Below are 14,280 nucleotides of genomic sequence, written 5' to 3'. Positions count from 1 at the left end.
TTGCAAGGCAGCTTCAACGAGATCGATGCCAGCATTGCCCGGCTGGGGCAGACTATGCCGGTCGCCGGCGGCGAGGCCATGCCGGGTGCGGAAGAACCCTCCGAGATCGCCACCAGCACGCTGGCGCAAGCGCCCGAAGCCCTCGGCGGCGAGAGCGCGAGCGAACCCGGCGTCATCGAAGCGCCCGCACCCAGGAGGAGAATCGCATCGGCGTCGCCCCCTGCTCCCAGCTCCAATTACCAGCGCATCCAGCAGCCCGACGGCAAGGTCTATTACCGCCGGATCAACTAGACTTCGGGCGTGGCTGAACGAAGGCCGCTTGGACGGATCTAAAGATCGCGCTGCAGCGCCAGGATGCGGATGGCCCGGACGGACCGCTCCCGCGCCTCGGTGAGAAAGGCGATGTGGCAGTAGGCACAGGCCACGAAGCCCAAAAGCAGCACCAAGCTGTTCTTGAAGGTGAAATCGACGGCCAGCGAATAGGGAAGACCCTTGGGCGACGTGAATTCGGCAATCGTGCTTGCCGTTTCCGAATGGCTGCCGACCGCGATCATCAGCCCGGCGAAAATCAGGGCGATATGGTTGGCGAGGAAGAAGAAAGCCGACCGCTTGGCGTGGCACGCCATCCAGCAGACGATCGATGCGGCGGCAAGGATAGCGGCTTCGAAAGCCATGGAACCGCCCAGCCAGACATCCACCTGCTGCCAAAGCACCGTCGACAAGGGGCGCAGTTCAAGCCATAGCCACCATGCGGTGGGGCTGGCTGGATAGATGCCCAGCAACAAGGTCGCCATGCGCTCCCCTGCCAGGACCGCCAGAATGAGAAACGGAAAGGCGAAAAGCAGAAGCGGCTGGCGTTTCATGTTCCCTCGACAATCTGCAGGCCAGGATAGACCGCATAGATTGCTCAAGGCTTAACAGCCCTACTTCCGGCCCTCTCCCGATTGCGAGCGTTCGAGGACGGCGAAGAAGATCACGGTGAGCAGAAGCACGATCAGCAGCAGCACGAACGCGGCTGCCGCGCCTTCGTTGAGCGAAAGGCCGAGAAAGGCACGGCGATAGGCAAAGAAGCTCAGCACTTCGGTCGCGTTGCCTGGCCCGCCCTTGGTCAGGACATAGGGCAGATCGTAGGTCCGGAATTCGTTGATCAGCTGGATGATGATGGTGATCGCCGCGACCGGCCGAAGCATCGGCAGCGTGATGTAGAAGAATTGCTGCCAGCCGCGCGCGCCGTCCACTTCAGCAGCCTCATAGGGATCGCGCGGCAAAGCGGCGAGCCCGGCGGCGAGGATCAGCACGACGAAGGACATTTGCTGCCAGATGTCGATCGCCGCCATCGTCCAGAGTGCCATGCCTGGCGTGCCTAGCCAGTCGAGGCGCGGCAGGCCTGATATCTCCATGAGATGATTGGCGATGCCGAGATTGGGCTGGAGCAGCATGCGCCAGATCAGGGCGACGCTGATCGGCGACATCGCCATGGGAATGGTCAGAACCGCGAAATAGACCGGCTTCATCCGGACCGTCCGGTTGAGCATCAGGGCAATGCCGAGCCCGATCACGAATTCGCCGACCACGGTCACCGCCGAATAGCGCACGGTGAGCCAGAGCGCGTTCCAGAACAGCTCATCGCCGATCATCGAAGCGAAATTCTTGAACCCGACAAGCGGCAGGAGCTGCGGCTTGATCAAGGTCATCGAGGAGATCGAGAGGATGCAGGCATAGGCCAGGGGAAAGCCCATCACGATCGCCAGCAGCAGCAGGCCGGGCAAGGCAAAGGCCCAGCCGGTCCGCCACTCGCGGCCACGGGCAGCCCATCCTTTTTTGATCGCATTGTGCATCGTGGCCGAGCCTTGGTGGGGGTGGCGTTGCTGATCTCGTCAAGATCCGGGGTCTGGAAAATCCGGCGCGGCTGACATCGCCGCGCCGGGTCTCCTTGCCGAGCCGGACCGCTATTTGTCGAGGAGCCCCTGCAGGCCGTCGGAAGCTGCCTTCAGCGCCGCGTCCGATGTCGCCTGGCCACCAGCCGCCAGCGAAAGCTGGGTACCGAGCAGATCCTCGTATTGCGCCGAATAGGTGAAGATCGGGAACGACTTGCCGGTCGCCACCACATCCTGGGCGGTCTTGTAGAAGGGATATTTCGCCAGCACCGCCGCATCGGCATAGACATCGCTGCGCACGGGCGCGTGGCCCTCGAGCGCGCGCTTCACCGAAACATCCTTGCTCTGCACCCACTGGATGAAGGTCCAGGCGGCTTCCTGCTCTTCCGGCGACGTGTTCTTGGGAATGCCCCAGCCCCAACCGCCGCTCTCGCCATGGCCGCCCGGCATCACCGACAGGCCGACCTTGCCGGCGACCGTCGGACACTTCACGGCATCGTCCATCTGCGGCAGCATCCACCAATAGGTGACCATGCTGAAGGCGGAACCGCTGCACATCAGACGCATGGTGTCGTCGAGCGTGGCCGACACGGCACCCTGCTGGGCGCCGCGCTGGATGTTGTCGACATAGAGATCGAGCGCCTTCTTGGCCTCTGCCGTGTCGAGGCTCGCCTTGCCGTCGGCATTGAGATAGCTGCCGCCGGCGGAGAACAGATAGTTGGAGAATTCCATGCTGTTGGGATCGCCGCGCTGGCCCTGCATCGCGGCCCCGGCGACACCGGCATTGGCCTTCATGAATTTGGAAATCGCCACATAATCTTCGAGCGTCGTCGGCAAAGCGAGCTCCTTGCCGGTTGCCGTCTTGTAGGCGGCCTTGAGCTTCTCGTCGCCGATCAGGTCCTTCCGGTAGAGGAGGCCCATCGAGTAGTTGTACATGGGCACCAGGAACAGCTGGTCCTTGGTTCGGCCGAGCAGGTCAAGCGTCGAGGGAATGAAGGGGCTCAGATCGTATTTGGATTTCTCGACGAAGGGTTTCAGGTCGGCCAGCCAGCCGGCCGCCGGAAATTCGCCGGCCCACAGGAAGTCGACCTCGAGCACATTGTAGTAGCTCTGCGGCGCGGTCAGCTGCGACACCAGCTTGTCGTGCATGTCAGGATAGCCGATCTTCTCAAACTCGACCTTGATGCCGGTCTGCTTCTCGAATTCGGGCAACAGCGCTTCAATGATCTTGGTTTCCGGCACGTCCTCCATCAAGGCGTGCAAGGTGATGGGCTCAGCCGCCCTGGCCGGAAGCGATGCGCTGACAACAGCTGCCCCGCTCACGGCCGTCATCAGCATTTTGATCAAGGTCTGCTTGTTCCAAGTCATAACTCTCTACTCCTCTTTCCCTCTGGACGCGGCGGTGATCCCGCCACGATTTCATAACCGGCTAGCGAGCCATGTCGGCTCTCGGAGCGGCCGGCCTATTTCACGCTGCCGAACGTCAAGCCCTGGACGATGAAACGCTGGATGAAGCGGGAAGCCACGACCAGCGGCAGGATGGCAAGGACGACGCCGGCAGAAACCTTGGCGATCTGGACGCCGTTCGAGGTCTGCAACGCCGCAAGCGCAACCGGTATGGTTGCCGTCTTCGGCCCGCTCAAAACCAGGGCAAACAAAAACTCATTCCACGCCAGGATAAAGCCGAGCACGCCGGCGGCCGCGATACCGGGCATCGACACCGGCAGGACAATACGCCAGAAGGCGCCCCAGGCGGTCGCGCCGTCGGTCATCGCCGCCCATTCCAGATCCACTGGAATGCCCTCGAAGAAGCCCACCAGTATCCAGGTCAGGAAAGGCAGGTTGAGCGCGGCATAGACGATGATCAGCCCCGTCAGCGAATTGCTGAGCTCCAGGCTTCGGAACAGCGTGAAGGTCGGCAGCACCAGCGCCACGGGCGGCAACATCTGCGTCGCCAGAACGGCAAAACGCGCCCAACGACCGCCCGTGCGGAAGCGGGCGAAGGCATAGCCGGTGGTGGCGGCAAAAGGCAATGCGAGCAGAACCGAGCCGAGCGCGACGATCAGGCTGTTGAGGTAGGATTGACCGAAGCGGCTCGACAGCAGCGCCGAATAATTGTCCGTCGTAAAGGCCGGCATCAGCTCGTTGCTGTAGGACAACTGCTCGGGGACGAAGCTTGTCCGCAGCACCCAGAGCGGCGGCAGCAGCACGATGGCGCAGACGACAATCAGCCCGAAATGCAAGCCGAAGCGGCGACGAAAGGCCGGCCGTTCGTTTCTGTCCATGCTGGTCATCGCGTGGCCCCCATGAGGCTCGGCCGCGCGATGACCAGTTCGGTTTCGGGATCAAAGAGGTGCATCGGCAGCGGGTCGATGTAGAGTTCGACCATCGAGCCGACGGGCGCCGTGAAATAACGGCTGAGGCGGGCGGCGATCTCCAACGGCTTGTCGCCCCCCCCGGGGGGAGCATCATCCCTGCCGGTGGCCTGACCGGCAATCTGGCCGATCAGGACGTTCTCGGCGCCGAGAGCCTCGACGGCCACAACCCGTACGGCAATCTTCTGCCAGTCCGGCTTGTCGGGGCTTTCGTGGAAATCCTCGGCCCGCACGCCCAGAATGACGCGGCGCCCGGCACGCTCGCCATAAGCGTTGCGGTGGCGGGCGGGGACGGCAAGCACGGCACCACTGTCGGTCAGGACGGAGAGCCCTTCGCCAGGTGCGGCCTGAAGCGTGGCCGGAATGAGGTTCATCGGCGGCGTCGCCAGGAAGCGTGCGACGAAGGTGTTGACCGGGTCGGCATAGACTTCAAGCGGCCGGCCGGCCTGGATCAGGCGACCATCGCGCATGATGCATATGCGATCGCCCATGGTCATCGCCTCGACCTGGTCGTGGGTGACATGGACGATGGTGCGGCCGAGGCGCCGGTGCAGCTTCACGAGTTCGAGCCGCATCTCGGCACGCAGTTGCGCATCGAGATTGGACAGCGGTTCGTCAAGCAGGAAGGCCGCCGGTTCGCGAACGATCGCCCGGCCGAGCGCGACACGCTGCCGCTGGCCACCCGAAAGCGCTGCCGGCTTGCGGCCGAGAAGATTCTGCAGACCGAGCAGGTTAGCGGCGTCTGCAATCTTGGCATCGATAACCGCCGCGTCGGTGCCGCGCATCTTCAACCCGAAGGCCATATTCTGCCGCACCGACATATGCGGATAGAGCGCGTAGCTCTGGAACACCACGGCGACGTTTCGGTCGCGCGGCGCGACATTGGCGACGCTCTTGCCACCGATGCGAAGATCGCCGGAGGAGATACTCTCCAGGCCGGCAATCATCCGCAGCGTCGTCGACTTGCCGCATCCCGACGGACCGAGAAAGATCACGAATTCACCATCGGGAATGGTGAGATCGACCTCATGCACCCCGTAATTGCCATTGCCGTAGAGCTTGGAAACGCGATCGAGCTCGATAGACGCCATAGACTTTCCTCATGAACCCGTCTGACCCGGCTGACGCCGAAGGCCGAAGTCGAGCGAACGGTCATCTTAGAGAACAAAATATAACATTAAAAGCCTAACTTCTGATCATATGTGTTCACTTTTTTGGATAGGCGCGTGCCCGCATCAGGATCCGGCTACAGCCGCCGAAAGCCGTCAGGTCATGTAGACGCCGCCGGTCACGTTGACGCCCTGGCCGGTCATGAAGCGGGCTTGATCCGAGCAGAGGAACACGACGACGTCGGCGACATCCTCCGGCAGCTCGAGCCGGCCGAGCGGCGTCTGCGCAATATAGTCGGCGACCACCCGTTCGGGCGTGACTTGCCGCAGATGCGCCTCCCATTCGACTTCGCGCGACTGCATGCCGGTCTTGACGAACCCCGGACAGACGGCATTGACGCGTATCCCCTTGGGCGCGAGCTCGCGGGCAAAGGCCTGCGTCCAGCCGAGCACGGCGAACTTGGATGCCGAATAATGCGCCAGGAGCGGCGCACCGACCTTCGCGGCAAGCGAGGCGGTGTTGACGATGCAGCCCGTGCCCTGCTTGACAAAGTGCCGTCCAGCGATCTGATTTGCCAGGAATACACCGCGGGAATTGACCGAAAAGTTGAAGTCCCACTCCTCATCGGTCAGATCGAGCGCGTGCTGCATGGTGGACACGCCGGCATTGGCGATCAGGATGTCGCAGCCGCCAAGCGCTTCCAGTACGGTGGCAAAGGCCGCCTCGACGGAATCGCGGCGGCGGACATCGACCGTGACGGCGGCGGCACCGCCACCAATTTCCTCAGCCGCCTGACGTGCCGCCTTGGGATCCAGATCGCCGATCGCCACGGCGACGCCCTGCCGCGTCAGGGCGGTCGCGATCGCCCGGCCGATCCCCGCGCCACCGCCCGTCACGAAGGCTCGCTTGCCCGCGAGTTCGGCAAGCACGGGAGGCGTGACGGAGACAGCCGGCATGGTCGTATTCTCTCTGCTTGATGGCGGAACGCATTTTGTTGATATCGAGATGCATACCAATAAAATCGAACACTGCAAACATATTTTTGTTTGAAAATGTTTGATCATGCGGTAGTGTGAAGATCAGCAGACCGCTTCGTCGGCGGCTTACCCACCGGATACATCGATGGCAGACGACACCACCCTTCCTGAGACATCGCCGCATGGCGCACCGCGCGACGCCGATCGTCAGCGCCTTCTCGCGCACGACCGGCAGGCACGCATCCTGGCTTTGCTGCGCCGGACGGGGTCGCTCACCGTCGCCGCGGCAGCGGCCGAACTTGCCGTTTCCGACATGACGATCCGCCGCGATCTCGTCGAACTGGAACGCGAGGGTAGGCTGGTCCGAATCCATGGCGGCGCGATCGAGGCCGACAACCCGCCGCTGGTCGCCATGGACAGCGAAGAGCCGAGTTTCGATTCGCGCTTGCGCCAGCGCCGCGACCCGAAGGCCGCGATTGCCGCGGCCGCGGCCGCGCTGGTTTCGGGATACCGCACGATCGCTTTGGATGTCGGCACCACCACCTATCTGATGGCCGAGCACCTCAGGGACCTTCCGCACGCCAAGGTGTTCACCAACAGCCTCAGGATCGCGGCGGCGCTGAATGGCGGTGTGCCCGAAGTCTATGTTGCCGGCGGCCGCGTACGGGCCGACGAGATGTCGACCGGCGGGCCTGCGGCCATCGCCCAGTTCGAGGCGCTGTGGTTCGATGTCGCCGTGATCGGCGTCTCCGGTATCACAGCGGACGGCCTCTTCGATTATTCCTTCGATGATACCGATATGAAGCGCGCCTATCTGAGGCGGTCAGGCACCAAGATCGTCCTGTGCGATTCCGCCAAATTCCTGCGCATGTCGCTGGTGCGGATAGCGCCACTGTCGGACTTCGACATCCTCATCACCGATGCCGAGCCGCCGGCCAAGATCGTCGCGGCGCTCGCCGCGGCCAAGGTCGACCTGCGCATCGCGCCGCCACTGACGCGCGACTGAGGCGCGCCATTTCACTTTATCCCCAAGGAGAAGACTCGATGGTATTTGAATTTTTCGGCGACAAGAAGAAGGCTGTCATCTCGATGGCACATATCGGTGCCCTGCCGGGAACGCCCCTCTATGATGCCGATGGCGGCCTCGACAAGCTGATCGATGGCGTACTCTCCGACATCCGCAAGCTGCAGAACGGCGGCGTCGATGCCATCATGTTCGGCAACGAGAACGACCGCCCCTATGTCTTCAAGGCGCCGCCCGAGGGCATTGCCGCCATGACTGCCATCGTCCAGGCGGTGAAGCCCGAGCTGAAAGTGCCGTTTGGCGTCAACTATCTCTGGGATCCGACTGCCAGCGTCGCGATCGGAGCCGCCACCGGAGCCCGTTTCGTGCGCGAGATCTTCACCGGCCTGTTCGCTTCCGATATGGGCTTGTGGGAGCCCGATTGCGCCGCCGCCTCGCGCCTGCGGCACAACCTTGGTCGCGACGACATGAAGCTTCTCTTCAACATCAATGCCGAGTTCGCACACTCGCTCGACCAGCGCCCGATTGAATTGCGTGCCAAGAGCGCGGTGTTCTCGTCGATGGCAGACGCGATCCTCGTCTCCGGTCCGATCACCGGCCAGCCGGCCGACCAGTCCCACCTGCGCAGCGTCTGCGAGACGATCAAGGACGTGCCGGTCTTCGCCAACACCGGCGTGAACATCGACAATGTCCGCGACGTCCTTTCGCTGGCGAGCGGCGTCGTGATCGGGACCCATTTCAAGATCGATGGCAATACCTGGAACGCCGTCGACGGCGATCGGGTCAAGCGCTTCATGGATGTTGTCGCCACTTTGCGCTGAGGACGGCTTCCACGGCGATGCCGGCCATCGCGCCGGCTCGCGGTGATCATATCGATCGTTGCAGGCCGGCGGCCGGAATGATCGACTGGCATCGAGCAGTGCGACACAACGAGGCAGACAGGTTTCGCCCGCCTGCCCTTCCCAGCATTTCAATGGATTCGACATGGCGTTCGTTCTCGGTCTCGATATCGGCACCACCTCGACGATCGGCATCCTGATCCGGCTTCCCGATCAGGTGCTGGGCCTCGCCTCGCGCCCCGTCACGCTGCACTCCGAGCATGCGGGCTGGGCCGAGGAAGATCCCGCGCAATGGTGGACCAATGTCCGCGGCATCGTGCAGGAGTTGCTCAGGACCAGCGGCATCAAGGCCGAGGAAATCGTGGCGGTCGGCACCACCGGCATGCTGCCGGCGGTCGTTCTTCTGAACGAGAAGGGCGAAGTGCTGCGGCCGAGCATCCAGCAGAGCGACGGCCGCTGTGGCGCCGAAGTGGCCGAACTGCGGACCGAATGCGATGAGACGGCTTTCATCACCAAGGCCGGCAACGGCATCAACCAACAGCTCGTCACCGCAAAGCTGCGCTGGATTGAGCGTCACGAGCCGGAGGTGTTCGGCCGCATCGCCACCGTTTTCGGCTCCTACGATTATATCAACTGGCGCCTCACCGGCGAACGTGCGGTCGAGCAGAACTGGGCGCTGGAGGCCGGCTTCGTCGATGTTTCGACGCACCGGATCGACGATGATCTGGTGGCGCTCGCGCACATACCGCGCTCGGCCGTGCCACGAAAGATCGCCTCGCATGAGATCCTCGGTTCCGTCTCGGCGAAGGCCGCCGATGAGACCGGCCTGATGGCGGGGACACCGGTCGTCGGCGGTGCAGCCGACATGATCGCCTCCGCGCTTGGCGCCGGCGTCGCCAAGCCGGGCGATGTCCTCCTGAAATTCGGCGGCTCGGTCGATATCCTGATCGCTACCGATCAGATCAAGCCCGATCCGCGCATGTATCTCGATTATCACCTGGTGCCGGGCCTGTTCATGCCCAATGGCTGCATGTCGACAGGCGGCTCCGCCCTCAACTGGTTCGTACGCAATTTCGCCGGCGGCGAGATGGCCGCGGCACAGGCCGAGGGTATTTCCGTACACCAGCGGCTCGATGCGCTGGCGGCAGAGCGTCCCGCCGGTGCCGACGGCCTCATCATCCTGCCCTATTTCCTTGGCGAGAAGACGCCGATCCATGATCCAGCGGCCCGCGGCGTGATCGACGGCCTGACGCTTTCGCACGATATCGGCCATGTCTGGCGCGCTTTGCTCGAGGCCTATGCCTTTGCCATCGCGCATCATGTCGAGGTGCTCAACGACATGGGCCATCGGACCGAGCGCTATCTCGCCTCCGACGGCGGCTCAAGCAGCAAGGTCTGGATGCAGATTGTCGCGGATGTCTTGCAAAAGCCGGTCCAACGCCTGACCGGGCACCCCGGCTCCTGCATCGGCGCTGCCTGGACGGCGGCGATAGGCACCGGCCTGACCGACGACTGGTCGGGCGTTTCCGGTTTCGTCAGCTTCGCCGACCGGCTCCATCCCGACCCGCGAAAGGCCGACATCTACCGCGACGGTTACCGCCGCTATCGCGATCTCTATACACGCCTATCGGCTCCTGGCGCGACCAAAGCTGGATCGCCATCGTGATGTATCGCGCCGTCGCCTGGGACATCGACGGAACGCTGATCGACAGCGAGCCGTTGCATCATCAATCTCTCCTCGCCGGCTGCCGCAACTGGAACGTCGATCTTGACGACCTGCCCGACCAAGCCTTTCGCGGCATCCATATGGGCGACGTCTGGACAATGCTGCGTCCGCGCCTCCCAGTCGGGCTTGACCAGGCGGAGTGGCTCGCCGCCATCAATGCCCACTACGTCGCCAACCGGGCGGACGCCATCCCGATCCCCGAGGCGGTCGAGACGATCCGGACCCTGGCTGACCGCGGCATCCCGCAGGTCTGCGTGTCAAATTCCGGCCGGCAAGTCGTCAATGCCAATCTCGATGCGCTCGGCGTGCTCGACCATATGAGCCTCACAATCAGCCTCGACGACGTTACGGTCGGCAAACCCGACCCAACGCCCTATCGCGAGGCCTGCCGGCAGCTCGCCATAGCTCCGGGATCCGTCGTCGCTGTGGAAGACAGCCGCACCGGCACCAAGGCCGCACGGGCCGCCGGTCTGTTCGTGGTTGGCTATCTCCCCAGCGGCGGCCCGCTCAGCGACATCGATCTCAGTGCCAACCGTCTGTCGTCGATCCTGGACCTGTTTCCCGGCTGAGGGTTTTCGCGTCGCCGCGTCCGGGTGCGCGCTTGGGCAAGCCGGAGGATCGGGCGTCCGCCGGCTGGTCCCAAGCGAATGCCTTGGCAGGAACTGACGAACGTTGGACCGGGTTCTGCTCGTTCCGCATTCGCCTTGCATCTCGCCGAGCGACGGTCCATGCCGCTCGGTCTGCGCAAGTGATGGGATATTTGTTGTCAAAAGCTGCATATCCCGTTTCTCGCATGGGTCAGAGAAAATTTTCTCGCACCTCCATGATGCCCCTCAACTGTCTGTTTTTCCGCATTTTTTTAATCCAGCATGATTGGCTCGCGCCGACCAATGCCACAACTCCTCTTGCGCTGGAGCTGAATTTTAGGCATTCAGGGATCAAGTTTGTATCTTTAACATGCAAACCTAATTATCGGAGGATCTGAATGCGGCGTCTTGGTATCCATTCATTTGTCTGGACAAACGGCCTGACCCAGGAGGGCCTGGAAATGGCACTCGCCAAGTCGGCGGATCATGGTTACCGGCTGATCGAGTTCGCTTATCTGCGGCCCGAGAAATTCGACCTCGACCGCCTGGCGAAGCAAGCCAAGGAACTGGACATCGAGATCGTGGTCACGATGGGCCTGTCGGCGGATGCGGACGTCTCGAGCGAGGACAAGGCCGTGGTCACCAAGGGAAAGGCGCTCTTGTCCGACGCGGTCAAGGCGGTCCGCGACATCGGCGGCATCCGATTGGGCGGCATTCTCTATTCGATGCACGGCAAGTATGACGGGCTGCCCACACGAACCGGCTGGATGAACAGCGCCGACGCCATCGCCGCGACCGCCGAGGTGGCCAGGGATAGCGGCGTGCAGATCGTTCTGGAAGTGGTGAACCGCTTCGAGTCCAACCTCTTGAACACGACCGCGCAAGGCCTGAAGTTCATCAAGGACACCGGCCGCGACGACGTCTTCCTGCATCTCGACACGTTCCACATGAACATCGAAGAGGCGAGCCAGGCCGAAGCGATCCGTCTGGCTGGGGACAAGCTCGGTTATTTCCACTTCAACGAGAACTACCGCGGCTATCTCGGCACCGGTACGATCGATTTCGCGAGCATCTTTTCCGCGCTGGTGGACATTGGCTTCCACAATCGCGACGTCACCTTCGAGAGCTTCTCCAGCGCCATCGTCGATGAAGCCCTGTCGCGTGTGTGCGGCATCTGGCGCGACACCTGGACCGACAACAATCCGCTCGCCGCGCATGCCAAGGCTTTCATCGAAAGCCGTTGGGAAGAAGCCGTGCGCCGGGCCGAGATCAACAAGGCTGCCTGAAGACGAAAGGGCTGCGGGCCGACAAGCGCCCGCACCATCTCATCCCGAGGAGGACGGGAAGATGACGCAGAACGAAGCTATCACCAACGAGAACGGCGCCACCGCGCCGCTTCTCCTCAGCGCCGAAAATGTCGCGAAGAGCTTTGCAGGCGTTCCCGCCCTGGTCGACGGGCGGATTCGGTTGCGCGCCGGGACGGTCAATGCCTTGTGCGGTGGCAACGGTGCCGGCAAGTCGACTTTCCTCGGCGTGTTGATGGGGATGCTGCGGCGCGACGCCGGATCCGTCACGGTGAAAGGCCGGGAGGTGAATTTCTCCTCCCCCGCCGAGGCGCTCGATGCGGGTATCGCCATCATCACCCAGGAGCTTAGCCCGTTCCTGGACATGACCGTCGCCGAGAACCTCTATCTCGGCCGCGAACAGCGGCGCGGCCGCTTCTTCGTCGACGACAAGTGCATGCTAAGCGACGCGGAGGCGATCCTGGCGCGGTTGAAATTCAACATCCCCGCTGGTGCGCGGCTGCGCGATCTTTCGATCGCGCAGGCCCAACTCGTCGAGATCACCAAGGCAATCAGCCGCCGCAGCGACATCCTGATCATGGACGAGCCTACCTCGGCCATTGGCGAGCGCGAGGCGCAGATGCTGTTCGACGCGATCCGCACTCTGACCGCGGAGGGCGTGGGCATCATTTATGTCTCGCACCGCCTGACCGAGATCTTCGAGATCGCCGACGATTATACGGTCTTCCGCGACGGCCGTTTCGTAGGCGGCGGATCGATTTCCGAAATCGACCGCAAGGGCCTGATCCGGTCGATCGTCGGCCGCGACCTGTTGGACCATCATCGCGAACCGAAGGATACCGGCCCGCAGAAACCCTTGCTCGAAGCCCGCGGCTTTGCATCGAAGGGAAAGTTCGCCGACATCGACATGACCGTTCATGCGGGAGAGATCGTCGGTATATACGGGCTTCTCGGCTCCGGTCGCAGCGAGTTCGTGAATGCGCTCTACGGAAACGAGCCGCGGGATTCCGGCCAGGTGCTGATCGAGGGCAAGCCCATCGATCTCAAGACGCCCGCCGATTCCATCGGCGCCGGCATTTCGCTGGTCACGGAGGACCGCAAGCAGACGGGCCTGTCACTGACCGCGTCGGTCGCCCACAACATCACCGTGGCCAACCTGCCGCATTATGCGCGCAAGGGCTTCATGAACGGATCGGCGGAAGGCAGGAGCGTGGTCGAGCACATCAAGCGCTTCTCCATCAAGACGGCGTCGCCGGACCTGCCCGTCCAATCCCTGAGCGGCGGCAACCAGCAGAAGGTTGTCCTTGCGCGCTGTGTCGACACCAACCCCAGGATCCTGATCTGCGACGAGCCGACACGCGGCGTCGACGAAGGCGCCAAGCGCGAGATCTATGCCTTCCTCGGCAATTTCGTGAAGGCGGGAAACGCCGTGCTGATGATCTCGTCCGAGGTGCCCGAAATCCTCGCCAATGCGGATCGCATCGTCGTTTTTCGCCGGGGCCGCATCGCAGGCGAGGTCGCCGGACCCGAGGCCACCCAGGAAACCCTCGTTCATCTGGCTTCCTAGCCAGACGATCCATTTCGTGGAGAAGAATCCAATGGTATCCGCCAGTCAAAGCATGAGCGGCATGAGCCTGGGAAAGTTCATCGCCCGTTATGGCATCGTCATCTCGTTTATCCTCCTGTTCGTCGTGTTGTCGCTGGCGTCGCCGAACTTCCTGTCCACCAACAATCTGCTGAACGTTCTGCGGCAGGTCTCCATGAACGGTGTGCTGGCTGTCGGCATGACCTTCGTGATCCTGACGGCCGGCATCGATCTCTCCATCGGTTCGCTCCTGGCGCTGGCCGGCGCCGTGGCGGCCAGCCTGGTCACCGGCGCGGATGCGTTCAATCCGCTCCTAGCAGTCGCGGCCGGCGTCGCCGTGGGCGCGCTTTGCGGCGCCGTCAATGGCGGGCTGATCGCCTACTTCAAGGTGCCGGCCTTCGTCGCCACGCTCGGAATGCTGAGCGTGGCGCGCGGCGCGACGCTGCTTTACAGCGGCGGCCGCCCGATTCCCAATCTCAGCCTCGAATTCCGCTGGCTCGGCCAGGGTCTCGTGCTCGGCATACCGGTACCGGTGATCATTTTCGCCGTCGTCTTCGCTGTCGCGGCAATCGTCCTGCGCTACTCCATTTACGGAAGACGGGTCTATGCGGTGGGCGGAAACCCGCGCAGCGCGAAGACGAGCGGCATCAACACCACCGGCATCATCTTTTCGGTTTACGTCATCATGGGCGCGCTGGCCGGTCTCGCGGGTGTCATGCTGACGGCCCGCACCACGTCCGCCCTGCCACAGGCGGGCATCGGCTACGAACTCGATGCCATCGCGGCGGTGGTCATCGGCGGAACAAGCCTCACCGGAGGTATCGGCCGCATCGGCTATACGCTGGTGGGCGTGCTGATCATCGGCATGATCAGCAA

13 protein-coding genes and 1 pseudogene are annotated in these 14,280 nt (G+C 63.0%); 8 read left to right on the top strand and 6 right to left on the bottom strand.

Translation table 11 applies throughout. The features are described from left to right. Positions 1-291 (top strand): annotated as a pseudogene (locus EN925_RS05020) (hypothetical protein); the annotation flags it as partial. A 38-nt stretch (positions 292-329) separates the two neighbouring features. On the opposite strand, the gene EN925_RS05015 reads toward EN925_RS05020, so the two are convergent. From EN925_RS05015 to EN925_RS04990, 6 genes are all read right to left on the bottom strand, one after another. Further along, positions 330-863 (bottom strand): hypothetical protein, encoded by a 534-nt coding sequence (locus tag EN925_RS05015; RefSeq protein ID WP_013530274.1) that lies wholly within the window; start codon positions 861-863, stop codon positions 330-332. A 60-nt stretch (positions 864-923) separates the two neighbouring features. Then, positions 924-1,838, bottom strand: coding sequence for a sugar ABC transporter permease (locus EN925_RS05010; RefSeq protein ID WP_064994612.1), 915 nt, complete (start codon positions 1,836-1,838; stop codon positions 924-926). Positions 1,839-1,949: 111 nt separating this feature from the next. After that, complete coding sequence (locus EN925_RS05005) at positions 1,950-3,245, bottom strand: sugar ABC transporter substrate-binding protein (RefSeq protein WP_127368001.1); 1,296 nt, start codon at positions 3,243-3,245, stop codon at positions 1,950-1,952. 95 nt (positions 3,246-3,340) lie between these two features. Beyond that, positions 3,341-4,162 (bottom strand): carbohydrate ABC transporter permease, encoded by an 822-nt coding sequence (locus EN925_RS05000; RefSeq protein WP_164753550.1) that lies wholly within the window; start codon positions 4,160-4,162, stop codon positions 3,341-3,343. 5 nt (positions 4,163-4,167) lie between these two features. After that, positions 4,168-5,343, bottom strand: coding sequence for an ATP-binding cassette domain-containing protein (locus tag EN925_RS04995; protein WP_128336383.1), 1,176 nt, complete (start codon positions 5,341-5,343; stop codon positions 4,168-4,170). 174 nt (positions 5,344-5,517) lie between these two features. Further along, entirely contained in the window at positions 5,518-6,318 is an 801-nt protein-coding gene (locus EN925_RS04990; protein ID WP_127384755.1) for an SDR family NAD(P)-dependent oxidoreductase, read from the bottom strand. A gap of 166 nt (positions 6,319-6,484) precedes the next feature. On the opposite strand from EN925_RS04990, the gene EN925_RS04985 reads away from it, so the two are divergent. The 7 genes from EN925_RS04985 to EN925_RS04955 all read left to right on the top strand — a co-directional run. Next, on the top strand, positions 6,485-7,345 hold the full coding sequence (locus EN925_RS04985) for a DeoR/GlpR family DNA-binding transcription regulator (protein ID WP_063170084.1): 861 nt from the start codon (positions 6,485-6,487) through the stop codon (positions 7,343-7,345). 38 nt (positions 7,346-7,383) lie between these two features. Next, positions 7,384-8,184 carry a BtpA/SgcQ family protein gene (locus EN925_RS04980; RefSeq protein WP_064994611.1) on the top strand — a complete coding sequence of 267 codons (801 nt, stop codon included), beginning with the start codon at positions 7,384-7,386 and terminating at the stop codon, positions 8,182-8,184. A 163-nt stretch (positions 8,185-8,347) separates the two neighbouring features. Beyond that, complete coding sequence (locus EN925_RS04975) at positions 8,348-9,868, top strand: FGGY-family carbohydrate kinase (protein WP_127369387.1); 1,521 nt, start codon at positions 8,348-8,350, stop codon at positions 9,866-9,868. Further along, the gene (locus EN925_RS04970) at positions 9,868-10,497 is read left to right on the top strand and encodes an HAD family phosphatase (protein ID WP_127369386.1); all 630 of its coding nucleotides are present in this window, start codon (positions 9,868-9,870) and stop codon (positions 10,495-10,497) included. Before EN925_RS04975 ends, EN925_RS04970 begins: the two co-directional genes overlap by 1 nt. A 416-nt stretch (positions 10,498-10,913) precedes the next feature. Further along, positions 10,914-11,801 (top strand): sugar phosphate isomerase/epimerase family protein, encoded by an 888-nt coding sequence (locus tag EN925_RS04965; RefSeq protein WP_013530264.1) that lies wholly within the window; start codon positions 10,914-10,916, stop codon positions 11,799-11,801. Between the two features lie 61 nt (positions 11,802-11,862). Then, positions 11,863-13,386 carry a sugar ABC transporter ATP-binding protein gene (locus EN925_RS04960; RefSeq protein WP_063170081.1) on the top strand — a complete coding sequence of 508 codons (1,524 nt, stop codon included), beginning with the start codon at positions 11,863-11,865 and terminating at the stop codon, positions 13,384-13,386. A gap of 31 nt (positions 13,387-13,417) precedes the next feature. Further along, on the top strand, positions 13,418-14,280 hold an 863-nt coding region (locus EN925_RS04955; protein WP_164894138.1), incomplete at its 3' end, for an ABC transporter permease.

This window comes from Mesorhizobium sp. M7A.F.Ca.US.006.04.2.1 (assembly GCF_004022915.1).
GTDB classification, from domain to species: Bacteria; Pseudomonadota; Alphaproteobacteria; order Rhizobiales; family Rhizobiaceae; genus Mesorhizobium; species Mesorhizobium ciceri.
The sequence above is the reverse complement of the archived record's forward strand: the minus strand, read 5'-3'. Positions and strand labels throughout refer to the sequence as shown.